Source organism: Empedobacter sp. UBA5987 (assembly GCF_002429865.1).
Classification (GTDB): domain Bacteria; phylum Bacteroidota; class Bacteroidia; order Flavobacteriales; family Weeksellaceae; genus Empedobacter; species Empedobacter falsenii_B.
Map to the genome: position 1 here is coordinate 178403 of NZ_DJBB01000047.1, position 23148 is coordinate 201550.

General features: G+C 33.4%; 22 protein-coding genes. 4 read left to right on the forward strand and 18 right to left on the reverse strand.

Going from position 1 to position 23148, the window contains the following annotated elements:
* The first annotated feature begins 66 nt into the window (after positions 1 to 66).
* A complete protein-coding gene (locus tag B3J26_RS07790) occupies positions 67 to 567 on the forward strand; it encodes an RDD family protein (RefSeq protein WP_125349635.1) in 501 nt (166 codons plus the stop codon).
* A 135-nt stretch (positions 568 to 702) separates the two neighbouring features.
* Positions 703 to 2178, forward strand: a complete 1476-nt coding sequence (gene mqo / locus B3J26_RS07795; RefSeq protein WP_280045235.1) for a malate dehydrogenase (quinone) — start codon at positions 703 to 705, stop codon at positions 2176 to 2178.
* A 128-nt stretch (positions 2179 to 2306) separates the two neighbouring features.
* Here the strand turns inward: mqo and B3J26_RS07800 are convergent, their stop codons facing one another.
* From B3J26_RS07800 to mraZ, 15 genes are all read right to left on the reverse strand, one after another.
* Positions 2307 to 2837 (reverse strand): septal ring lytic transglycosylase RlpA family protein, encoded by a 531-nt coding sequence (locus B3J26_RS07800; protein ID WP_125349637.1) that lies wholly within the window; start codon positions 2835 to 2837, stop codon positions 2307 to 2309.
* A 323-nt stretch (positions 2838 to 3160) separates the two neighbouring features.
* Entirely contained in the window at positions 3161 to 3613 is a 453-nt protein-coding gene (locus B3J26_RS07805) for a GatB/YqeY domain-containing protein (RefSeq protein ID WP_125349638.1), read from the reverse strand.
* A gap of 101 nt (positions 3614 to 3714) precedes the next feature.
* Positions 3715 to 5559 carry a cell division protein FtsZ gene (ftsZ, locus tag B3J26_RS07810; RefSeq protein WP_125349666.1) on the reverse strand — a complete coding sequence of 615 codons (1845 nt, stop codon included), beginning with the start codon at positions 5557 to 5559 and terminating at the stop codon, positions 3715 to 3717.
* 55 nt (positions 5560 to 5614) lie between these two features.
* Positions 5615 to 7069 (reverse strand): cell division protein FtsA, encoded by a 1455-nt coding sequence (gene ftsA / locus B3J26_RS07815; RefSeq protein ID WP_125349639.1) that lies wholly within the window; start codon positions 7067 to 7069, stop codon positions 5615 to 5617.
* Positions 7056 to 7787: a cell division protein FtsQ/DivIB gene (locus B3J26_RS07820; protein ID WP_260391980.1), complete on the reverse strand. Its 732-nt coding sequence runs from the start codon at positions 7785 to 7787 to the stop codon at positions 7056 to 7058. Before B3J26_RS07820 ends, ftsA begins: the two co-directional genes overlap by 14 nt.
* 1 nt (position 7788) lies before the next feature.
* The gene (murC, locus tag B3J26_RS07825) at positions 7789 to 9129 is read right to left on the reverse strand and encodes a UDP-N-acetylmuramate--L-alanine ligase (RefSeq protein ID WP_125349641.1); all 1341 of its coding nucleotides are present in this window, start codon (positions 9127 to 9129) and stop codon (positions 7789 to 7791) included.
* The gene (gene murG, locus B3J26_RS07830; RefSeq protein ID WP_221855347.1) at positions 9129 to 10235 is read right to left on the reverse strand and encodes an undecaprenyldiphospho-muramoylpentapeptide beta-N-acetylglucosaminyltransferase; all 1107 of its coding nucleotides are present in this window, start codon (positions 10233 to 10235) and stop codon (positions 9129 to 9131) included. Before murG ends, murC begins: the two co-directional genes overlap by 1 nt.
* On the reverse strand, positions 10207 to 11406 hold the full coding sequence (locus B3J26_RS07835) for an FtsW/RodA/SpoVE family cell cycle protein (RefSeq protein WP_180905153.1): 1200 nt from the start codon (positions 11404 to 11406) through the stop codon (positions 10207 to 10209). The genes murG and B3J26_RS07835 overlap by 29 nt, the downstream gene beginning before the upstream one ends.
* A gap of 15 nt (positions 11407 to 11421) precedes the next feature.
* The gene (gene murD, locus B3J26_RS07840; protein ID WP_291047153.1) at positions 11422 to 12756 is read right to left on the reverse strand and encodes a UDP-N-acetylmuramoyl-L-alanine--D-glutamate ligase; all 1335 of its coding nucleotides are present in this window, start codon (positions 12754 to 12756) and stop codon (positions 11422 to 11424) included.
* 3 nt (positions 12757 to 12759) lie between these two features.
* Positions 12760 to 14001: a phospho-N-acetylmuramoyl-pentapeptide-transferase gene (gene mraY, locus B3J26_RS07845; protein WP_291074051.1), complete on the reverse strand. Its 1242-nt coding sequence runs from the start codon at positions 13999 to 14001 to the stop codon at positions 12760 to 12762.
* A 3-nt stretch (positions 14002 to 14004) separates the two neighbouring features.
* The gene (locus B3J26_RS07850; RefSeq protein WP_291074053.1) at positions 14005 to 15468 is read right to left on the reverse strand and encodes a UDP-N-acetylmuramoyl-L-alanyl-D-glutamate--2,6-diaminopimelate ligase; all 1464 of its coding nucleotides are present in this window, start codon (positions 15466 to 15468) and stop codon (positions 14005 to 14007) included.
* Complete coding sequence (locus tag B3J26_RS07855; RefSeq protein WP_291074055.1) at positions 15465 to 17447, reverse strand: penicillin-binding protein; 1983 nt, start codon at positions 17445 to 17447, stop codon at positions 15465 to 15467. The genes B3J26_RS07850 and B3J26_RS07855 overlap by 4 nt, the downstream gene beginning before the upstream one ends.
* Positions 17425 to 17784, reverse strand: coding sequence for an FtsL-like putative cell division protein (locus B3J26_RS07860; protein WP_280035432.1), 360 nt, complete (start codon positions 17782 to 17784; stop codon positions 17425 to 17427). Before B3J26_RS07860 ends, B3J26_RS07855 begins: the two co-directional genes overlap by 23 nt.
* Before the next feature lie 9 nt (positions 17785 to 17793).
* A complete protein-coding gene (gene rsmH / locus B3J26_RS07865) occupies positions 17794 to 18699 on the reverse strand; it encodes a 16S rRNA (cytosine(1402)-N(4))-methyltransferase RsmH (protein WP_291074057.1) in 906 nt (301 codons plus the stop codon).
* Positions 18692 to 19153, reverse strand: coding sequence for a division/cell wall cluster transcriptional repressor MraZ (mraZ, locus tag B3J26_RS07870; RefSeq protein ID WP_038332815.1), 462 nt, complete (start codon positions 19151 to 19153; stop codon positions 18692 to 18694). The genes rsmH and mraZ overlap by 8 nt, the downstream gene beginning before the upstream one ends.
* Positions 19154 to 19415: 262 nt before the next feature.
* Between mraZ and B3J26_RS07875 the strand changes: the two genes are divergently transcribed.
* Together B3J26_RS07875 and yihA are read left to right on the forward strand one after the other, a co-directional pair.
* Positions 19416 to 20198, forward strand: a complete 783-nt coding sequence (locus B3J26_RS07875) for an alpha/beta fold hydrolase (protein ID WP_038332809.1) — start codon at positions 19416 to 19418, stop codon at positions 20196 to 20198.
* Positions 20199 to 20200: 2 nt separating this feature from the next.
* A complete protein-coding gene (yihA, locus tag B3J26_RS07880; RefSeq protein ID WP_084106860.1) occupies positions 20201 to 20833 on the forward strand; it encodes a ribosome biogenesis GTP-binding protein YihA/YsxC in 633 nt (210 codons plus the stop codon).
* Positions 20834 to 20867: 34 nt separating this feature from the next.
* Here yihA and B3J26_RS07885 read toward each other — a convergent pair whose 3' ends face one another.
* From B3J26_RS07885 to B3J26_RS07895, 3 genes are all read right to left on the reverse strand, one after another.
* The gene (locus tag B3J26_RS07885; RefSeq protein ID WP_038332805.1) at positions 20868 to 21191 is read right to left on the reverse strand and encodes a hypothetical protein; all 324 of its coding nucleotides are present in this window, start codon (positions 21189 to 21191) and stop codon (positions 20868 to 20870) included.
* 40 nt (positions 21192 to 21231) lie between these two features.
* Positions 21232 to 21654 carry a type II 3-dehydroquinate dehydratase gene (locus B3J26_RS07890; RefSeq protein ID WP_038332802.1) on the reverse strand — a complete coding sequence of 141 codons (423 nt, stop codon included), beginning with the start codon at positions 21652 to 21654 and terminating at the stop codon, positions 21232 to 21234.
* A gap of 213 nt (positions 21655 to 21867) precedes the next feature.
* Positions 21868 to 23148 (reverse strand): replication-associated recombination protein A, encoded by a 1281-nt coding sequence (locus B3J26_RS07895; protein WP_280051109.1) that lies wholly within the window; start codon positions 23146 to 23148, stop codon positions 21868 to 21870.

The following is a 23148-nucleotide window of genomic DNA, read 5'->3' on the forward strand; positions in this document are numbered from 1 at the left end:
GCATAAAATAATTTTAAAAATTTAGTGTTTATCATATATTTACATCTAAATTAACACATAAACACTATGTACCAAGATTACAAAGTTGGCGAACATAAAGCGAACAAAGGATTGCGCTTTTTAAATTTTATTATAGATTATGTATCAATCATTTTATTGACGATGCTATTTTTCGGTTTTATAGCAATTGTTATTGTGATCATTAATCCAGAAAGCGACATTATTTATCAATTAGAAAATATAAATCCTTTGATTGATAGAGTTATCACAGCCTTTTTTTATGTTTTACTAATTTTTTTATCAGAGTTTTTAACCAAAGGACGTTCATTAGGTAAATTTATTACAGGAACAAAAGTTGTGATGATTGACGGTTCTACACCTACAACGAAAGATTATTTTACAAGAAGTATTTGTAGAATAATTCCATTTGATGTTCTTACTTTTTTAGGAGAAAATGGTTGGCACGATAAAATTTCAAAAACTACAGTTGTGAACAAAAAAGCTTTTGAAGCAGATTTATCACAAGCAGACAACATCGAAAGTATTGGAAAAACTGAGTTTGAATAATTTTCTATAAAATAAAATCTATTCAAATTATCTCAAAACAATAATTTATGTAAAAAATCATTGTTTTTTCTGCGTATTATTTCGCAAAAAAGGCTATTTATTAATACCTTTGCAACGTAAATATATTTTTGAGAAATGGAAAAACAACCTCAAGAGGTAGTGTTAGTTGGTGCTGGTATCATGAGTGCTACTTTAAGCATACTTCTTAAAAAAATAAATCCGGCTATTAAGATTTCTGTTTTCGAAAAATTAGATAAGATTGGATTTGAAAGCTCTGATGCTTTCAATAATGCAGGTACTGGTCACTCTGCTTTTTGTGAATTGAATTATACACCAATGGACAAAAATGGAGTGGTTAACATTGATAAAGCAATTAATATTGCAAAACAATTTGAAACTTCGAAAGAGTTTTGGTCTTACTTAGTCGAAAATAATTACGTTTCTTCTCCAGAAAAATTCTTACGTCCTACTCCGCATATGTCTTTTGTTTGGGGCGATGACGATGTAAATTTCTTGAAAAAACGTTACGAAAAATTATCTCAGCATCCTTTATTTAAGGATATGGAATATTCGGATGATGTTTCTAAAATCAGAGAATGGGCTCCATTAATTGTTGACGGTAGAAAAGGTAATGAAAAAGTTGCGGCAACGCATATGAACTTGGGAACTGATGTGAATTTTGGTGAATTAACGCGTCAAATTTTCAAAGGTTTACAAGACAAAAAAGAAATCACGTTAGAAACTGAACACGAAGTAAAAGACTTAAATCGTCTTAGCAACGGAAAATGGGCAGTTAAAGTAAAAGATTTAAAATCTGGAAATAACAAAGCACTTAATGCTGATTTCGTATTTATTGGTGCAGGTGGAGGAGCAATTTTATTGTTACAAAAATCTGGAATTCCAGAATCGAAAAAATTTGGTGGCTTCCCAGTTGGTGGACAATGGTTAATTTGTCAAAACGAAGAAGTAATCAAAAAACATCATGCAAAAGTATATGGAAAAGCAAAAATTGGTGCACCACCAATGTCTGTTCCTCACTTAGATACACGTGTTATTGATGGAAAACAATCTCTATTATTTGGTCCATTTGCAACATTCTCAACAAAATTCTTAAAATACGGATCTAATTGCGATTTATTCAAATCTGTAAACTTAGGAAACGTAGGATTTTTGATGAATTGTGGATTAAACAATATCGATTTAACAAAATACTTGGTAGAACAAGTGATGTTGTCTAAAGCGAAAAAAGTAGAAGAATTACAAGAATATTTTCCTGAAGCTAAATTAGAAGATTGGTTCGAACAAACTGCAGGACAACGTGTTCAAGTAATCGAAAAACAAGATGGAAAAGGAGTTTTAAAATTTGGTACAGAAATCGTAACATCTCAAGATGGAACAATGTCTGCCTTATTAGGAGCTTCTCCAGGAGCATCTACATCTGTTAGTGCAATGTTGAACTTAATGAAACAATGTTTCCCAGACTTGATGAAAAACAACTGGAACGAAGCAATCAAAGAAATGATCCCTTCTTACGGTGAAGATTTAGCACAAGCTGAATTAGTTGAAGCATCAAGAGCCCGTACAACTAAAGTGCTTAAAATTTTAGATTAAGATTTTCTTACATCATATAATTATAAATCCTGATATTCATTTGTCAGGATTTTTTTTGCACGAAACTTAAGAGCATAAAAAAAGGTTTGAGAATAAATTCTCAAACCTTTTAATTTTTTCTGAACATCTTAGTCTTTCTTGTCTTCGCTTTTGATAATTTCGTATTCAACTTGCATCACTCCTGTATTGGTGTGACCAATTTCGCTGAATGCAGCTTGACTTAAGTCTAAAACTCTAGATTTAGCGTATGGACCTCTGTCGTTGATTTCTACAACTACAGATTTACCATTTCTGATATTCGTAACTTTTACTTTCGTACCAAATGGTAAAGACTTATGGGCAGCTGTTAGTTCGTGTTTGTCATACGTTTCACCACTAGCTGTCTTGCGTCCGTGGAATTTGTCTCCATACCAAGAAACAACTCCTGTCGAGATTTTTCGAGCACTATTCTCGATAAGTTCTCCAACCAACTTTTCATCTTCAACTGATAATGTATCTTTTTTGATGGTATCATTATCAATATCGTTACTAAATCTTTTCTCAGAAGCTGGCATAATAATTGTGTCATTATTACCAGAATCCTTAAAAATTTTACCATCAGCATTTGCTATTGGAAAAATCATTAACATTGCTATAAACGCTGTAATGCTTTTCGTCATCCTTTAGATTTTTCTGATTTACTTTGCAAATTTAAGGGTATAAACAGCTTCTTATTTAGAATTATTCTAATCAATTGATTTTTAATTCTAAAATCTCTTGTGCTTTGCGAATTTAGATGCTTACAGCGATTTGTTAATTTAATGTTAAAATAAAACTATAATCCTAATTTTTTTGGGAATTATTTATTTAAATCGGATATACTATTGATTATCAATAAATAATAGTTTTGTATAATTTGAAGAAATTTATCTAATAAAGAAATAAAAAAGGTAAAGTTTATAATACTTTACCTTTTCTTAATTTTTAAATCTTTAAAAATCAATTATAAACTAGCTAAAATGTCTTTTACTTTAGCTGAAATTAATTTCCCTTCCGCTTTACCAGCTAATTTAGATGAAGCAGCTCCCATTACTTTTCCCATATCTTTTGGAGAAGTAGCGCCAACCTCTGCAACAATTTCTGTAATTGCAGCTGTTAATTCTTCGTCTGATAATTGAGCAGGTAAAAATTGTTGAATAACTTCTGCTTGTGCCAATTCTTTTTCAGCTAATTCAGCACGTCCATTTGCTTCGAATTGTTCAGCAGCTTCTTTACGTTGTTTTACTAATTTTTGTAATAAAGCAATTTCTTGATCTTCTGATAATTCTCCGTTAGCACCTGATGTTTTTGCTAATAATAATTCAGATTTTACAGCTCTTAAAGCTTCTAAAGCAACAGTATTTTTAGCTTTCATCGCTTCTTTTAACTGTGCCATTATTTGAGTTTCTAAATTCATTTGTTTTGCTTTTAGACTACAAATTTAAGACAAAAAAAGGCTCATCGCAAAAGCAATGAACCTTTTCTATAATAAGAATATTTTTTACGAGTGATCGTTTATTAATCTACGTTATCGTGTAGAAAATTGTTTGGACGAATTTGCGTTTCGTTGTTACGATTAGTTCCTACAGAAAAATCAGAAGATTGATTATCATTACGATCAGACAAATTCAATCCTTGACGTTTGTAAGCAGGAATTGCTTCGTATTCGTCTACTTGAGAATTTGTCATCGTGTTGTTGAATTTAAAATTAAATTGTTTCAAACGATTTCTTCTTTCTTCAATCATACTATTCAATTCAGGATCATTTGATTGCTCAATTGGTTGACTAAATGGATCTATAGCAACTTGTAATTCTTCAGCTTGTGGAGCAACAGAATGAGCTACATTAGATTGAACTGGCTCTACATTTCCATATCCTTCGTTCTTTGGAGCTTGATATCCAGCATAATTATTTTGAGGATAGTTTGACTGCTCTGAAGCTACAGGATTAGAATATGAATTATATGTTTGATTATTATTTACATTATTCGTTGGTTCTTGCGGACGATTAAAATCTGATTTCAAACGTGGTTCGAAATCATCATAAGAACGTCTCTCTTGCACTGGCTCATCATCAATATCATCTAAAACATAACGCTTTGGAGAATTATTTTCTTCGAAAGATTCTTCTGGCGTATTGTGATAAGTTTGTTGTTGAAAACTTTGGTTAATATCTGCTTGACGATAATTATTTTGAGGAGCCTCTGGCGTTTGATTTTGTTGAGGCGTTTGTGGTGCTTGCTGAGAAGCATTAGAACGACCAAAATCTAACGTCATTGGTTTTACACGATTCACAAAAGGTTGCTCAACTGATAACGTTTTATTAATTGGTTGTTCTTCCTCTAATGTATGTACAATTTTTTGTTCCTCTTTTCCTGTATACGCCTGATCTTCTGTAGGAAAACCAGTTGCTACAACAGTTACAGAGATAGAATCTCCTAAATCTAAGTCTTCACCAATACCCATGATAATATTTGCACTATTACCAGCTTCTTGTTGAATGTAATCATTGATGATACCGATTTCATCCATTGTAATTTCGTTATTACCAGATAAAATCAATAACAATACGTTACGTGCACCTGTAATTTTGTTGTTGTTTAACAATGGAGAATCTAAAGCAGAAGAAATTGCGTCTTTCGCTTTGTTTTCACCAGAACCTTGCGCAGATCCCATGATTGCTGTACCAGAATTTTTAAGTACTGTACGCGCATCACGTAAATCGATGTTCATTGCATAGTGTTGAGTAATAACTTCTGCAATTCCTTTAGCTGCTGTTGTTAAAACCTCATCAGCTTTCGAGAAACCATTTTTGAAACCTAAGTTTCCGTATAATTCACGTAATTTATCATTGTTGATAACAATTAATGAATCGACGTTTTGTCTTAATTTTTCGATACCTTTTTCGGCTTGTTCCAACCTCATTCTTCCTTCGAAAAAGAATGGCGCTGTAACAATCCCAACTGTTAAGATATCCATTTCTTTTGCAATACCAGCAATTACTGGTGCTGCTCCGGTTCCTGTACCACCACCCATTCCGGCAGTAATAAATACCATTTTAGTACCCTCGTCTAAAACAGCTTTTACATCATCCATACTTTCGATAGCAGATTGCTCTCCTACCTCAGGATTTGCTCCAGCTCCTAAACCTTCTGTTATTGCTTGTCCTAATTGAATTCTTGTTGGTACTGGACTATTTGCTAATGCTTGAGAGTCCGTATTACAAATTACAAATTCTACACCTGCAATTCCTTGTTCAAACATGTAGTTTACGGCATTACTACCTCCACCACCTACTCCGATTACTTTGATAGCTTGAGATCTGCTCTTTGGTAAGTTGAACACAATATCTCCTGTTAACATATCACTCATATTCTTCTTATTAAATTGGTTCGTAATTTATTCTAGTTTATTCTTATTATTCAGTTTCGTTGATCATTTGGATAAATTTATCCGTCCATTTCGAAAAGAAATTTTTCTTTTCTGGTTTAGATTTAGCTTCTTTCTTTTCACCAATTTCTTGATCCAAAAATTCGTCAACTATTTCTTCTCTTTTTGGTTTTTGGATTACCGATTCCTCCTCTACTATAACTTCTGCTTTTGCAGTTTTTTTGTGCTGAGTTGGTTGAATTCCAATTTCTAATTCTTCTTGGTTATTTAAGTTATTAATTACTGGTTTTTCATAAATTTCGTGCTGATAATTCGCCGCTAATTCTTCTAAACCTTTCATCAATAAACCTACAGATGTTGCATATTCTGGACCACTAATTTCTTCTGCTTTAGCACCAACAATATGTTCGTTAGAGTATCCAATTCTTACATCCATTCCTGTTACATATTCTGTTAACTGACGAATGTGTTTCAATTTAGATCCACCACCTGTTAAAACGATTCCTGCAATCAATTTTTTGTTTTGATCTTCGCAACCATAATTTTTCAATTCCAAATATACTTGTTCCAAAATCTCCTGCACACGTGCATGAATAATTTGTGACAATCTTTTTAATGATATTTCTTTTGCTTCGCGTCCTTTTAAACCAGGAATCGATACAATTTCAGTTTCTTTATTTTCTCCTGGCCAAGCAGAACCAAATTTTTCTTTTAAAGCTTCGGCTTGCTTACCAATGATAGAACATCCAACTTTGATGTCTTCTGTAATCACATTTCCTCCAAACGGAATAACAGATGTGTGACGAATAATATTATCCTTGAAAATTGCAATATCCGTTGTTCCACCACCTATATCAATCAATGCAACACCAGCTTCTTTTTCTTCTTCGCTAAGCGCAGCACTAGACGATGCAATTGGTTCTAAAGTAATACTTGCCAAACGTAAACCAGCAGCTTTTACACAACGTGCAATATTTCGGATCGATGAAACTTGTCCTACAACCACATGGAAATTAGCCTCTAAACGACTTCCGTACATTCCGATTGGTTCGCGGATTTCACCTTCGTTATCAACCTTAAATTCTTGAGGAAGAACATGGATAATTTCTTCTCCAGGTAACATGACCAATTTGTAAACTTGATTTGTTAATAACTTTAAATCATTATCATCAATCACGTCTTCTGAATTGGTACGAGTAATGTAATCGCTATGTTGTAAACTACGAATATGTTGTCCGGCAATACCAACAGTAACATCTGTAATTTTGACACCAGATGCCCTTTCAGCTTTATCAATTGCTTCTTTTATCGAGTTGATGGTTTGAGTAATATTATTTACAACACCTCTGTGTACACCTAAGCTTTTTGCTTGTCCGTGTCCAAGAATTTCGATTTTTCCGTTTTCATTTTTTCGTCCGACAAGTGCTACAATCTTTGTAGTCCCTATGTCTAAGCCAACTGCAATCTTACTATTGTTTTCCATTTTTTATTCGTTTGGTTGCTACAACTTGGTTTACAAATTTCAAGCTCAATTTTTCATAATCTTCAGTTCCTATAAAATCAATGTATTGATTATAGAATAATTTTAGATTATGTAACTTCTGTTCAAAGTTGTTTAAAGTTCCTAATTCTATATAATAGTTTCCTGTGTTTACAATTAAATTAAAAGAACGTTGTCCCACTTTTTGAATTGCTATGATGTGATTTTTTAATAAATCGTCAGCTTTCAAAGCTTGAACAAACTTACTCAAATCTTCATACTCATTCGGTTTTACATCACCAGAAACTAAGATTACATCTGCTGAATTTAATTTAGATAAAGGCATTTTCCCGCCTTTTGTTGTCAAATAAAATTCATTTTTCAGCGTCTTTATTCTTGCTACTGCTGAGTTTGCTTTTATGTCAAGTCGTAAATGTCCGTTGATATCCTTACTTACTTGTACAGAATCCACAAAAGGACTCTCACTTACTTTTTGTTCGATTTCTTTTACATTCACCTCTCGTAGAGATTGTTTCAGAATGTCTTTTCCATCTTTGTTGATAATTTCTCTTATCGATTCATCATTAATAAAATAATTATCAACTGGCTGAACAAACGCCACGTCAATTTTTTTCACAGTACGCGAAGCATTCTTAATTACCGTAAAACTAATCAAACCGATTAGCAAGGCAACTCCAAAAATCACTTTTATGATTTTCAATTTACGCTTCACTTAACCACTCTTTTATTGGTTTAACAATTGTATCAATATTTCCTGCTCCAACAGTCAATAATACATCAAAATCTTGTTTTTTGATGTTTGCTAAACTATCTTCTAATGAAGATACTATTTTTTCATTTAAATTCACCTTTTCTAGCAACCAATTTGAAGTAATTCCTTCGATTGGTAACTCTCTGGCAGGATAAATGTCTAATAAAATCAAACTATCTAACTGCGATAAACTTTGTCCAAACTCTTCTGCGAAATCTCTTGTACGTGTAAATAAGTGAGGCTGAAATACTCCCAACACTTTTTTACCCGGATAAAGTTCACGAACTGAACGAATTGCTGCATTCAATTCTGTTGGATGATGTGCATAATCGTCGATGTAAATTTTTCCATTTGCTTCGAAACGATTAAAACGTCTTTTAACTCCAACAAAAGTTGATAAAGCTTCTTTAATTTTATCATGTGGAACACCCATGTAATCTGCAACAGCTAAAGCCGCAACCGCATTTTCCATATTGTGATGTCCTGGTAATAAAATTCCAACATCTGTCAATGAACCGTTTGGTGTTTTTACATCAAATACATAATGTCCATCAATAATTCTTACATTGTGCCCATCATAATCTGCGTCCAAATCTACTCCATACGTAAAAGCTCCGTCGAAAGGCAAACCTTTGTGAACAAATAATTTTTCTTCCACAATTGCCGCAAATTCTTGAAACGATTTTTTCACTTCATCACGCTCACCATAAATATCCAAATGATCTGCATCATCACTTGTGATAATCGCTAATTTTGGAGAAAGACGTAAAAAAGAACGGTCAAATTCATCGGCTTCTGCAACTGTATATTTAGATCCATTTAAGATGATATTCGAATCATAATTTTCTGCAATACCACCTAAAAAAGCTGTGCATTCTACATTTGCAACTTTTAGGATATGTCCTAAAATAGATGAAGTCGTTGTTTTTCCATGTGTTCCCGCAACACCAATATTGTATGTATGTTTGGTAATTTCACCTAACACTTCTGAACGCTTCATGACTTTAAAATCATTCACTAAAAAATAATTTAGTTCTGAATGATCTTTTGGTACTGCTGGCGTATAAATTACCAACGTATTTTTTGGATTAATTCCTGCTGGAATTAACTCGATGTTATCTTCAAAATGAATATCAATTCCTTCAGCAATCAATTCAGTTGTTAACTCGGTTTGTGTTTTGTCATAACCTACAACTTCTTTTCCGATTGACTTGAAGAAACGTTCCAAAGCACTCATTCCGATTCCTCCTGCACCGATGAAATAATAATATGTTTTATCTAAAATATTCATTATAATAAATTCAATAATATATCTACAATCTCTTTTGTCGCATTCGGTTTCCCTAATTGCTTAATGTTTTGAGATAATTTATTTTTTAATTCTTCATTGTTCGCCAAAGCAATTACTTCTTTGACTAAAATTTGTTTTGCATCTACATCTTTTACCATAATCGCTGCATCTTTCTCAACCAATGCTTGTGCATTTTTGGTTTGATGATCTTCTGCCGCTGTTGGCAATGGAAGCAAAATAGTTGCTTTACCAACAATACACAATTCAGAAATCGCCATTGCTCCTGCGCGAGAAACAATCATATCCGAAGCTGCATACGCATCTTTCATGTTGTAAATAAATTCGGTTACATGAATCGTTGGATATTTATCGCCAACCAAATTTTTGATTTTTTGATAATCTAACTTTCCTGTTTGCCAAATCAACTGAACACCACTTGCAACAAATTCGTCAAGGTTTTCTAACCAAGCATTGTTCATTGCTCTTGATCCTTGTGAACCACCAACTGATAAAATAGTTGGTTTTTCTGGATCTAATCCAAAAGCTGAAATTGCTTCTGCTTTTGAAGGTAAATTTTGAAAAATTTCGGCACGAATAGGATTTCCTGTGTAATGCACTTTTTCTTGCGGAAACTGAGAAATTCCTTCGTAAGCTGTACAAATAGCACTAGCTTTATTTTTCAAAATTTTGTTGGTAACTCCTGGAAACGAATTCTGTTCTTGTAATAAAATCGGAACATTTTTACTTCCCGCTACCCACAACATTGGTCCACTTGCATAACCTCCTGTACCAACAGCTAAATCTGGCTGAAAATCTTTGTAGATTTTCTTTGCAAGATTTAAACTTTTTATCAATTTGAAAGGGAACTTTAAATTCGCTTTCATGTTACTTCTATCAAATCCAGAAATTGGTAAACCTTTTATGTCATACCCAACTTTTGGCACTTTTTCCATTTCCATTCTTCCTTCTGCTCCAACGAACAAAATTTGTGCATCTGGCAAACGACGTTTTATTTCGTCTGCAATTGCAATGGCTGGATAAATATGTCCACCTGTTCCTCCGCCGCTTATTAAAACTTTAGGCGATGTCTTCGATGTATTCTTCACTTAATACTTTTCTATCTTGTTCTAATTCTTCTTGCGATTTAATCTGAGTACTTACACTCAAAATTATTCCGAACGAAATACATGTCATCCAAATGGATGTTCCTCCGTAACTAATCATTGGCAATGGTTGCCCTGTTACAGGAATTAAATTAACCGCTACCGCCATGTTTACCATCGCTTGTATAATAATTGGTAAGCCCACTGCAAATACAAGTAGCGTACCAAAAACGGTATGAATTTTAGATGCGATGATACAAATCCGTATTAAAATCAGAAGGAAAATTCCGATTAATAGAATTGCACCAATTGCACCATATTCTTCTACAATAATCGCGAAGATAAAATCGGATGATGACTGCGGTAAAGTTTGTTTGAAAACACTTTTTCCTGGTCCAGCCATTTCATTCAATCCTCTCGCAATTGCAGCTTTTGCGTGTAAAACTTGATAACTTTCTAATCCAGAATCGTCATTAAATTTCTCGATACGTGACATCCATGTGTGCACACGAGAATTTGTTACTAAATCTGGTCGAGATAAAGCCATCCACACGAATCCGCCACCGAGTATTAAACCTACTCCGGCAATTGTAAATAAATATTTGAATGGAAATCCACCAATAATCAACAATATTCCGCACATTCCAGCTAACATCAACGCTGTTGAACCATTAGAAGGAAAGATTAATCCTACAATTACAATAATTGGTAAGAATAATGGAACTGCTGTATTTTTCCATGTATATTCTTTGTCTCTATTTTTTGTTAAATAACGAGCTATATAAATCAACAACGCTTGCGAAGCAATCATCGAAGGCTGAATACCAATTCCAGTCCCTGGAATAGTTAACCAACGCGCAGCATTTGCACCTCCAATGGTTTGTCCTTGTACGAGTGTTATTGCCAAAACTCCAGAAAGTATAACAACCGCTGTTAAAGCAAACAAACCAAACCAACGATAATCAATACGTTGTAATCCATAAATGATAAATAAACCAATTAATAAAATCACAGCGTGCTTACCTAAATGCCCAAAAATAGTTCCCGATCCTACCGTATACACCAAGTTAGAACTTGCAGAATAAACAGGTAAGAACGAAAATAGTGCTAACAATAAAATGAAAGCCCAAAGCGGTTTATCGCCTTTAAAATATTTTTGTACGATGTTAGACATTGGTTGGTTATGTTATTATAATTTGCGTACGTTTTCTTTAAATTGATCTCCACGATCTTCGTAACCTTTGAACAAATCGAAACTTGCACAAGCTGGTGACAGAAGAACCGTTTCTCCTTTTGTTGCTAATTTATATGATTGTTCTACACAATCTTTCATTGTATTTGTTTCAACAATTGTATCGATATATGGACTGAAAAAATCAACAATTTTTGCGTTATCAACACCTAAACAAACAATTGCTTTCACTTTCTTTTTCACGAAAGGTAAAACTTCGTTGTAATCGTTTCCTTTATCAGTTCCTCCAACAATCCAAACAACTGGTTTCGTCATACTTTCCAAAGCAAAATATGTTGCATTCACATTTGTTGCTTTAGAATCGTTGATAAAATCTATTCCTCCAATTGTCAAAACAGGCTCTAAACGATGTTCAACCGATTTAAAATCAGACAAACTCTTTTTTAGTTCCTCATTATTGATATCAATAATTTTTGCAGCTACAGCCGCAGCCAATGAATTAGAAACATTGTGTTTACCAATTAATCCTAAATCATTCACTAACATTGTAAAATCACCATTCGAATCGTTCACACGGAACAATTCATTGTTTGCGTATGCTTCATTTGTTGCATCCATCATTGTGAACGGTTTGCGATGAGCTCGAATATCAATCTTATCAATCATCTCCATTGTTTTTGGATCATCCAAATTGTAGATAAAATAATCGTTTTCATCTTGGTTTTCAGTAATTCTGAATTTAGCCTTTGCATACAAATCAAACTGATAATTGTATTGGTCTAAATGATCTGGTGTAATGTTCAGTAAAATTGCAACATACGGTTTGAAATCTATTTTGATATCATCTAACTGAAAACTACTTACTTCTAGTACATAATAATCGAAGTTATCTTCAGCTACAGATTTTGCAAAACTTTTTCCGATGTTGCCACCTAATCCTACATTTAATCCAGCTTGCTTTAGGATATGGAACATCAAACTTGTTGTTGTTGTTTTTCCATTAGATCCTGTAATCGCAATAATTTTTGCATCTGTATAACGAGACGCAAATTCAATTTCAGAAATAATTGAAATTCCTTTCGCTTCTAATTTCTGAATTAGCGCTGATTTTTTTGGAATACCTGGACTTTTCATTACTTCATCCGCATTCAGAATTAATTCTTCTGTGTGCTGACCTTCTTCATAAGCAATTCCGTGCTCCTCCAAAAGTTGTTTATACTTGTCTTTTATTTGTCCCATGTCCGAAAGAAAAACATCAAAGTTTTCTTTCTTCGCAAGAATAGCTGTTCCTACGCCACTTTCTCCTCCTCCTAAAACGACTAATCTTTTCATTTTTTATCTAATCTTTAAGGTAATAATACTAATTACCGCTAAAATGATTCCGATGATAATTGCACGCACCACGATTTTACTTTCATGATAACCTAACTTCTGAAAATGGTGATGTAGAGGAGACATCAAAAAGATTCTACGACCTTCACCAAATTTCTTTTTCGTGTACTTGAAATAAGACACCTGTAACATTACTGATAAACTTTCTGCGAAAAATATTCCACACAAAATTGGTAATAATAATTCTTTACGAACGATAATTGCTAAAACAGCAATAATTCCTCCGATTGTTAAACTTCCTGTATCTCCCATGAACACTTGAGCTGGATAGGTATTATACCAAATAAATCCGATCAAACCTCCAAGGAAAGCTCCACAGAAAATCAAGACTTCTTCTGAACGCGGAATAAACATAATGTTCAAATAATCGGCGAACATTAAATTTCCGGAAACGAAAACAAACATCGAGATTGCCGCCATAATCACAGCCGAACTACCTGCTGCTAAACCGTCGATTCCATCTGTTAAATTTGCTCCATTCGATACTGCTGTAATGATAAAAATTACCGCAAAAATAAAAATCGCTGCAACTGCCCATGTTGGTCGATCTTGCGCATCCATCCAAAACAAAATATCAGAATAGTTGAATTCATTTCCTTTTACAAAAGGCATTGTCGTTTCTAATGTTTTTTCTTCTGGACCAAATTTTATTTGTCGGTTGTATTCTGTTTGTTCTATTCCTACAGCTTTTTTTACTCTATTTTCTTGATGTTTTACAGTAACTGTTGGACTGAAATAAAGCATTAATCCAACTACAACTCCAAGACCAACTTGTCCTAAAATTTTAAATTTACCTTGTAAACCTTCTTTGTTTTTTCTAAAAACTTTGATGTAATCATCTAAAAAACCAATCACACCCAACCAAATTGTTGAAACCAACAAAATGATTATGTAAATATTATCTAATCTCGCAAAAAGTAAAGTCGGAATTAACGTTGCCAAAATGATGATTAAACCACCCATTGTTGGCGTTCCTGCTTTTTCGATTTGTCCTTTCAAACCTAAATCACGAACAATTTCGCCCATTTGTTCTTTACGTAAATAACTGATGATTCTTTTTCCGTAAAACAAACTGATGAACATTGCCAATAAAATTGCCATTCCCGCGCGGAAAGACGTGTATTGAAACATACGCGCACCTGGAAAATGGATACCTTCTAAATAATCAAATAAATTGTATAACATTCTTTATTTGTTCAATATTTTACTCAATTCTGATGCAACTTCTACATCAGAAAAATGTGTTCTTACTCCGTTAATTTCTTGATACGTCTCGTGACCTTTACCCGCAATCAAAATAATATCTTTTGGTTCGGCCATTTTAAGTGCTGTTTTTATAGCTTCTTTTCGATCTGTAATCTTCAAGGTGCGATTATAAAATTGCGCTTTTACACCAACTTCCATCTCGCGAAGAATTACTTCTGCATCTTCGGTTCTTGGATTATCTGATGTAAAAATGGCAAGATTAGATTTTTCGCTCGCGATATCCGCCATTTCTGGACGTTTTGTTTTATCGCGATCTCCACCACAACCTACAATTGTTATTAGTTTTTCGTTTTTGGTACGAATTCCTTCTATTGTATCCAAAACATTTTCTAATGCGTCAGGCGTATGTGCATAATCTACGATTACGATAATTCCTGATTCTGTTTTGAATGTTTGAAAACGACCATCAACATTTCCTAGTGAGCTCAACGCTTTTAAGACTTCTAACTCATCTTGTCCTAAAATTGACGCTACACCAAAAACTAATAATAAATTATATGCATTGAATTGACCAATTAATGATGTCCAGAATTCTTTTCCATTGAATTCTAATTGCATTCCATCAAATTGGTGTTCAATAATTTTTCCTTTAAAATCTGCATCAGTTTTTAGCGCATACAATTTTTTCGTAGCAACTGTATTCTGAAGCATTACTTTTCCGTTTTTATCATCTGCATTCGAAATTGCCGTAGACGTTTTTGGTAAATCGTCGAAGAATTTCTTTTTTGCTGCAAGATAATTTACAAACGTTTTGTGATAATCTAAATGATCGTGTGTGATATTCGTAAATCCAGCCACTTCGAAATGCAAACCCGCAATTCTATTTTGATGAATTCCGTGCGAAGAAACTTCCATAAAAGCAAATTCGCATCCTCTATCTACCGCTTCGCGAAACATTTTGTTCAATGTCAAAATATCTGGCGTTGTATGGGTAGAAGGAATCACTTCACCATCAATTACAATTTTAATCGTCGAAATTAATGCACAAGCATAACCTAATTTTGTAAACACTTCGTACAACAAAGTTGTCGTTGTTGTTTTTCCATTCGTACCTGTAACTCCAACAAGTTTTAAATCTTTTGTTGGATTTCCATAAAAGTTAGAAGCTAAAATTCCTAATGCAATCGTTGAATTTTCAACTTTCACATACGTTACTCCTTCAACTAAATTTTCTGGCAAAACTTCGCAAACAATTGCTTTAGCACCTAAACCAATCGCTTTTTCTATATACTGATGACCGTCAACTGTAACTCCATATACAGCAACAAAAACATCATCGTTTGATACTTTTCTTGAATCAAATTGAATATTATTGACTTCAACTTTTGTTGAACCAATCGTTTCTGAGATGGAAACTTTATATAATAAATCAACTAAATTTCTCATCCTTCCAACATTAAATAAATTGTCTCACCCTTCTTAAATCTTGTTCCCGCAGGAATGGATTGATTTGTTACTTTTCCAAACCCTGAATATTGTACATCTAATCCTAAATTTTCTAATACCGGAATTGCTTTAGATCCTGTATGACCAGTCACATTTGGCACTATATTTTTAGAATTACTAACATTAATATCATCTCCTTTTTTAAACTCTTTCACCGCGTTCTTTTTTACTAAATCGCGTGGCAAAGGTATGGGAGTTTTTGAATATACCCAATCGGCAATTTTCTTAAAAACCGGAGCAGTTACACTACCTCCATAAAACCCTTTGGCTGTATTTGGTTTGTGCACAACTACGATACAAGAATACTTTGGTTTTTCTGCTGGAAAATATCCTGCAAATGAAGCACGATATTGCATTCCTTTACCATCTCGCTTCCAATAATCAACACGAGCAGTACCAGTTTTACCAGCAATATCGTAATTACTATTACTAATAATACGTCCCGTTCCTTGTTCTACTGCACCACGAAGCATTTCTTGCATCTGTTTTACATTTTCCAAAGAAGTTAGTTGATCTACTAAAACAACAGGTTCGAAAATTTTATCAGGTTCACCTTTACGTGTGATTTTATCCATAAATAATGGTTTCAACATTCTACCATTATTTGCCACTGCGTTGTAGAAAGTCACAATTTGAATTGGAGTTAACTGTAAACCATATCCATAACCCATTACAGGTAACGTAATATTACTCCAAGATTTACTATCTGGACGGTGCATAATTGGACTTCCTTCTCCAAGAATATCAACTCCAAGAGGCGAAGTCATATGCCATTTATCCATTTTTTTGAAGAAAGCTTTTGGATTTTCTCCGTAATATTTATTTATAATTTTAGCTGTACCAATGTTAGACGATTTTTTCATCACGCCATCTACAGTCAATGTTCCGTATCCGTGTGTATCTGTAATCGTACGACCATAGAATTTATAACTTCCACCTCCCGTTTCTACTGTCGAATTTTTATTGATAAAACCATCATCCATTGCAGCTAGCAACGAAACTGTTTTGAAAGTAGATCCTGGCTCCGCAGCTTCACCAACCGCATAGTTATAATCGTCGATATATGTTCCGTCTTTTTTGCGAGATAAATTCACAATTGCACGAACTTTTCCTGTCTGAACTTCCATTACAACGACACTTCCGTGTTGCGCCTCAAATTCAGAAAGTTGTTTGTACAAAGCATCATAAGCAACCATTTGTAAATCGGCATCTATTGTTGTGTAAACAGATGAACCTGCTTGAGGCTCTTGCTCCCAACTTTTCATTGGTTTCCATTTACCGCGTCCCATAAATTGTTCCCAACGACGTCCTTCAATACCGCTTAATAAATCAGAATAAGCTCCTTCTAATCCAACTTTTCCGCGTTGATCATCGTAACCAATTGTACGAACACCAATATCTTGAACAATTAACTCTCGTTTTGACTCAGTTTCATGAATAAATCCACCTTTGTTTTGACCTTTGTTGAAGATTGGAAATTTTTTGATGCGTTGATATTGCTCATAATCCAAATCTTTCACCAACATCATGTAACGATTTTTCTTTTTACGTTCTGTAGAAAATTTGTCGTAAAAATAAGAGGGAGATTTTGTAAACATCTTACCTAAAGAATCGGCAAGATTGTGCATTTCTGTTTTGAATAATTCATCTTTGATCACCGTCAAATCCACATAAACATTGTGTTTTGTAACAGTTGTAGCCATTAATGCACCATTAGAAGCATATAAATTACCACGCTCCGCCGTAACGGTATCTAATCTAAAATTATTCTTTTCAGCAAAACGCTCTAATTCAACCCCTTCTACAATATTAATTCGAAACATAAAAACAACAATAAAGATGGCCCAAATCGCAAGTGCGCCGGCAAATACCCATCCTTTGATGACAATATTGTTTTTATTTTTCGCTGACTTCGTCATAAACTTTGTCTACTATATAATAAGGTTGTTTATCTGGAATTTTCAAACCATACACTGCTGTACGCTCCAAAATTTCCGTTTCTAATTGCATACGCATCAAATCGCGATGCTTATCTGTATATTGAGATTTTAAATCTTCTACTTTATCTTGCAACTCAGCGATGCGAACCACTTTTCGATCAACTAAATGCGAACTCGAAATACTCAAAAAAGCCAAACCTACCAGATACAACATAAACTTCCAGTTTTGTTCTGAGCCAGTTTTGATTAAAAACTCACCTCTCAACAAACCTATAAAAGTTTTTTTCTCTGGTAATATTTTTTTCTTTTTTGCCATTCCTATTTCTTAATCCTCATTACGAACCGCAATACGCATTTTCGCACTACGCGCTCTTGGATTTTCATTAATTTCTTCTTGCGTTGGCACAATCACCTTTGATTGTAAAGGTTTGAAAGGCGCCGACCAATTTCCAAAAACATCACGCTCTGGTTCACCTTCAAACATTCCGTTTTTCATGTAGCGTTTTGTTAAGCGATCTTCTAACGAATGATACGAAATAATCACCAAGCGACCACCTGGTTTTATAACTTCTCCACATTGCGTCAACATCTCTTTCAATGCAGCCATTTCATCATTTGCTTCGATACGTAAAGCCTGAAACATTTGAGCGAAAAATTTATTTTCTTTCATTTTTGGAATGAATGAAAAAATCTGCTTCAATTCATCAATTGTATTGATTTGTTTATCCGCTCTTGCTTTCACAACTTCTCTTGCCAAACGATACGAACCTTGCAATTCTCCAAAATCATAAAAAACACGCGCAAGATCTTCTTCTTCGTATTCGTTAATAATTGTTTTGGCAGATAATTTTGCATTCTGATTCATTCGCATATCCAATTCTCCATCAAAACGAGTTGAAAAACCACGTTCTGGTGTATCAAACTGATGAGAAGAAACTCCCAAATCACCCAAAACACCATCAACTTGTTTTATTCCACGAAATCTTAAATTATTTTTCAAGAATCTAAAATTTTGTTCAACTAACTCAAATCGATCATCATCAATTTTATTGCGAACCGCATCTACATCTTGATCAAATGAAAATAATTTCCCATTTTTATCCAAACGACTTAATATTTCACGTGAGTGTCCTCCACCCCCGAACGTACAATCTACATATATACCTGATTCGTTAATAATTAACGCATCAACACTATCTTTTAATAATACCGGATTATGATATTCACTCATCTTCTCCTAAATTTCCCATTACATCTTCTGCCAAAGAAGCAAAATCTAAATCGTCTACATTAATCGACTCTTCATATTTGTCTTTATCCCAAATCTCGATCATGTTTACAGAAGAATTCAGAACAACTTCTTTATTAATTTCTGCAAATTTCACTAAATCTTTTGAAATCTGTAGCCTTCCATTTGCATCAACTTCGACAATTTTTAATCCAGCCGTAAAAATTCTAATAAAATCATTGTTTTTCTTCACAAATCGATTCAATTTATTCAAATCATTCATCACTTTTTCCCATTCTTTCATTGGATGCAGCTCTAAACAATTTTGAAACACAGATCTTTTCAACACAAAGCCATCTTCCAAACATTCAGCAAGTTGTTTCTTCAAACCCGCTGGTATTGGGAGCCTACCCTTTGTATCTACCTTACACTCATATGTTCCAATTAATGAATTCATGATAGAATTTTTCCAAAAATAAATAAAATATTACCACAAATTACCATTTTTTACCACTTTTATTGAAATAGTTATCAACAATTTAAAATTTAGTATCAGATAGTTATGTTTTTTCTAACGCTAACCCCATGTATAAAATGAGAAATAATGTTTATATAGACCTTGTTTTGATAAGTGATTAATATGGATTGTTAAAGTTTTTCATATAAACCACGAAATAAAAAATATAATTAATTAAATTTGTCGACTTAATATCGAGTAAATGTTTTTTAGCTTAAAGAAAAAAGATAAGTTCTCTTACATAGAAGAAGGAGAAGGACAACCAATTGTTTTGCTTCATGGATTAATGGGTGAACTTAGCAATTTCAGCTCACTTACAAATTATTATGCACAAAGAGGATATAAGGTTTTCGCACCAGAATTGCCATTATATTCTTTATCTGTCATCAATACTAATATCAAAAATATTGCAAAACATGTTGCAAATTTTATTGAAGAAGTCGTTAAAGAACCAGCTATTTTAGTTGGAAATTCTTTAGGAGGACATATTGGTTTGATGGTTTGTCACAGACATCCAGAATATGTAAAAGCACTTTGTTTAACAGGAAGTTCTGGTTTGTACGAAAAATCTTTTGGAGAAACTTATCCAAAACGTGGTAATTACGAATATGTAGAACGTAAAACGCGCGAAGTTTTTTACGATCCTGCTATCGCTACAAAAGAAATTGTAGATGATGTTTTTGACACTGTAAATGACAGAAATAAAGCTATCAAAACTTTATATATCGCAAGAGACGCGATCAAATCTAACATGAAAGATGATTTAAAAGACATCAAAATGCCTGTTTGTTTGATTTGGGGAAAACAAGATAATGTAACTCCACCAGAAGTTGCAATAGAATTTGAAGAAGAATTACCAGACGCTTCTTTATTTTGGATTGATAAATGTGGGCACGCTCCAATGATGGAACACCCTGAATTATTCAACGAAATTTTATACAAATGGCTAATCGAAAAACAATTAGATCCAGCCACTAAAGCATAATTATGATTAAAAAAGCTGAATTCGTAAAAAGTTCGCAAAAATATACAGATTGTCCAGATCCTTTCAAACCAGAATACGCATTTATTGGGCGTTCTAATGTTGGAAAATCATCATTAATCAATATGTTAGCAGATAAAAAAGCATTAGCTAAAACTTCTGCAACTCCAGGTAAAACTCAATTGATTAATACATTCGAAATGGACGATACTTGGTATTTAGCCGATTTACCAGGTTATGGTTTTGCTAAAGCACCAAAAGGTGTTCGTGGTGGTTTCAATAAAATGATTTATGATTACATTGAGTTTCGTAAAAACTTGGTCAATGTTTTTTTATTGATTGATTCTCGACACACGCCTCAAAAAATAGATTTACAGTTTATGGAATGGTTAGGAAACAAACAAATTCCGTTTGCGATTGTGTTTACAAAATTAGACAAACTAACGAGTACACAAATGCAAAAAAACTTGAATCACTACAAAAACGAGTTATTAAAAACTTGGGAAGAATTACCAAAAATATTTACAAGTTCGGCTTCGAGTAAAATTGGTAAATTAGAAATCTTAGGCTACATTGATAGTTTGAACGAACATCTTGTAGACGAGTTTAAGAAAGAACAATACAAAAAAGAATATTAAAAAAGTCGGAACATAGTTCCGACTTTTTTGTTTATTACTCTCCTAATTCAGCAGATTTTGTTTTCAAATCATTGATACAAGGTTCTATTAATTTCATTAATCGTTCTTGTAATTCAGGTGTTGGATTATTCATTTGCATCATTTCTGTATATGTAAATTCATCCATCATTTTATCTGTCGAACAGTCACAATATTTTGTAATCAGCTCTTTTTTAGCCGCAGATATCCCTGGTGTTATTGCCGCTTGTTCACAAGCCGTCATTGCCTGAGCTTTTTGCTCTGTATTGTTTTTATCAGCTTTCGAATTACAGCTAATAATGGTTAATCCAAAGATTAATCCTAAAATAATTTTATCCATAGGTAATAGATTTTAATCTTGTTAAGATAATGATTATTAATTATTTCACAAAATTATTCACAGCTTCAACATAACCTGGTAAACCTTTTCCTGAAATAATTTTTAGACAACTTTCACCTGTTACACTATTTTTTCTGAAATCTTCGCGCGCATAAATATCCGAAATATGAACTTCTATCACTTTAGTCGTAATCGCTTTTATCGCATCTGCAATCGCATACGAATAATGCGTATACGCACCAGCATTCAAGATAATTCCGTCATATTTAAAACCAATTTCGTGCAATTTATCAATAATATCTCCTTCGTGATTTGATTGAAAATAATGCAACGAAACTTCTGGAAATTGCTTTCTCAATTCATTTTCAAAAAAATCTTCGAAAGTTTGTGTTCCATAAATCTCTGGTTCGCGAACGCCAAGTAAATTTAAATTAGGTCCGTTTATAATTTGTATTTGTTTCATTTTCTTTATTTTATAAATATAAATTCCTTTTTTAAATCGAAAAACTTTAATTTTTTCTTTTTTTTAATCAATTTTTTACTTTTTATTAAGTTTTGGCACAAACCTTGTATATATACAATCACCAACCTATTATCATATAAAACCAATCTAAACCAAAAAAATCAACCAAACCTTAAAATCTCAGTTAAACTTGATTAACTGAGATTTTTATTTTTAGTATCCATACTTACCTTTCCACTTTTGATTCAGCGATTGTTTATCCACTTGTTCTCGCTTATTATTTCCTGGCTCATAAAAAGTCGTCCCCGAAATTTCATTTGGTAAAAATTCTTGTTCAGCAAAATTTCCTGGAAAATCGTGCGAATATTTATATTCTTTTCCATAATCCAAATCTTTCATCAACTTAGTTGGTGCATTTCGTAAATGCAACGGAACAGGTAAATCCCCTGTTTGTTTCACAACTTGTTGCGCTTTACCAATCGCTAAATAAGTTGCATTACTTTTTGGAGAATTTGCTAAATAAACCGCACATTGACTCAATAAAATACGAGATTCTGGATAACCAATCACCGAAACAGCTTGAAATGTATTATTCGCCAAAATCATCGCTGTTGGATTTGCATTTCCCACATCTTCGGAAGCTGAAATCAACATTCTTCGCGCAATAAATTTCAAATCTTCACCACCTTCAATCATTCGAGCTAACCAATAAACCGCTCCATTTGGATCTGAACCACGAATCGATTTGATAAAAGCTGAAATAATATCATAATGTTGTTCACCCGTTTTATCATAACGCGCTAAATTTTGCTGAATACGTTCATGCACAATTTCATCGTTGATGATGATTTTATCAGTTGGAGAAAAACTATTAATTACCAACTCCAAACCATTCAATAATTTTCTTGCATCACCTCCCGAATATCTTAATAATGCATTTGTTTCAACTAATTCAATATTTAATTTAGATAAAACCGTATCTTTTTTTATAGCTCGTTCGATTAAATCAACTAAATCTTCTTTTTCGAGATGTTTCAATACATAAACTTGCGCACGCGAAAGCAAAGCTGGTACAACTTCGAAACTTGGATTTTCGGTTGTTGCTCCAATCAACGTCACCAAACCAGTTTCTACCGCTCCCAACAAACTATCTTGTTGTGATTTATTGAAACGATGAATTTCATCTATAAATAAAATAGGATTTTTTGTTCCCGAAAACAAATTTTGATTCTTTGCTTTTTCAATTACTTCACGTACTTCTTTCACACCAGAATTTATGGCGCTCAACGTATAAAATGGTCGATCAGTTAATTCGGAAATCAATTGAGCTAGTGTCGTTTTTCCTGTCCCTGGCGGTCCCCAAAAAATCATCGAAGCAATCATATCATGTTGCAACATCATTTTTATTGGTCCGTTTTCGCCCACCAAATGCTTTTGATTAATGTATTCTTCAAGCGTTTTTGGACGCATTCTTTCAGCTAAAGGCGCATTCAT

Excerpts from the sequence above, each read along its gene's own strand:
- yihA (WP_084106860.1), top strand. The coding sequence starts at position 20,201 with ATGATTAAAAAAGCTGAATTCGTAAAAAGTTCGCAAAAATATACAGAT.
- B3J26_RS07875 (WP_038332809.1), top strand. The coding sequence starts at position 19,416 with ATGTTTTTTAGCTTAAAGAAAAAAGATAAGTTCTCTTACATAGAAGAA.
- B3J26_RS07790 (WP_125349635.1), top strand. The coding sequence starts at position 67 with ATGTACCAAGATTACAAAGTTGGCGAACATAAAGCGAACAAAGGATTG.
- B3J26_RS07860 (WP_280035432.1), bottom strand. The coding sequence starts at position 17,784 with ATGGCAAAAAAGAAAAAAATATTACCAGAGAAAAAAACTTTTATAGGT.
- rsmH (WP_291074057.1), bottom strand. The coding sequence starts at position 18,699 with ATGAGTGAATATCATAATCCGGTATTATTAAAAGATAGTGTTGATGCG.
- ftsZ (WP_125349666.1), bottom strand. The coding sequence starts at position 5,559 with ATGTTAACAGGAGATATTGTGTTCAACTTACCAAAGAGCAGATCTCAA.
- B3J26_RS07800 (WP_125349637.1), bottom strand. The coding sequence starts at position 2,837 with ATGACGAAAAGCATTACAGCGTTTATAGCAATGTTAATGATTTTTCCA.
- B3J26_RS07885 (WP_038332805.1), bottom strand. The coding sequence starts at position 21,191 with ATGGATAAAATTATTTTAGGATTAATCTTTGGATTAACCATTATTAGC.
- mraY (WP_291074051.1), bottom strand. The coding sequence starts at position 14,001 with ATGTTATACAATTTATTTGATTATTTAGAAGGTATCCATTTTCCAGGT.
- B3J26_RS07890 (WP_038332802.1), bottom strand. The coding sequence starts at position 21,654 with ATGAAACAAATACAAATTATAAACGGACCTAATTTAAATTTACTTGGC.
- B3J26_RS07835 (WP_180905153.1), bottom strand. The coding sequence starts at position 11,406 with ATGTCTAACATCGTACAAAAATATTTTAAAGGCGATAAACCGCTTTGG.
- B3J26_RS07805 (WP_125349638.1), bottom strand. The coding sequence starts at position 3,613 with ATGAATTTAGAAACTCAAATAATGGCACAGTTAAAAGAAGCGATGAAA.
- B3J26_RS07855 (WP_291074055.1), bottom strand. The coding sequence starts at position 17,447 with ATGACGAAGTCAGCGAAAAATAAAAACAATATTGTCATCAAAGGATGG.
- mraZ (WP_038332815.1), bottom strand. The coding sequence starts at position 19,153 with ATGAATTCATTAATTGGAACATATGAGTGTAAGGTAGATACAAAGGGT.
- murD (WP_291047153.1), bottom strand. The coding sequence starts at position 12,756 with ATGAAAAGATTAGTCGTTTTAGGAGGAGGAGAAAGTGGCGTAGGAACA.
- mqo (WP_280045235.1), top strand. The coding sequence starts at position 703 with ATGGAAAAACAACCTCAAGAGGTAGTGTTAGTTGGTGCTGGTATCATG.
- murC (WP_125349641.1), bottom strand. The coding sequence starts at position 9,129 with ATGAATATTTTAGATAAAACATATTATTATTTCATCGGTGCAGGAGGA.
- B3J26_RS07895 (WP_280051109.1), bottom strand. The coding sequence starts at position 23,148 with ATGAATGCGCCTTTAGCTGAAAGAATGCGTCCAAAAACGCTTGAAGAA.
- B3J26_RS07850 (WP_291074053.1), bottom strand. The coding sequence starts at position 15,468 with ATGAGAAATTTAGTTGATTTATTATATAAAGTTTCCATCTCAGAAACG.
- ftsA (WP_125349639.1), bottom strand. The coding sequence starts at position 7,069 with ATGGAAAACAATAGTAAGATTGCAGTTGGCTTAGACATAGGGACTACA.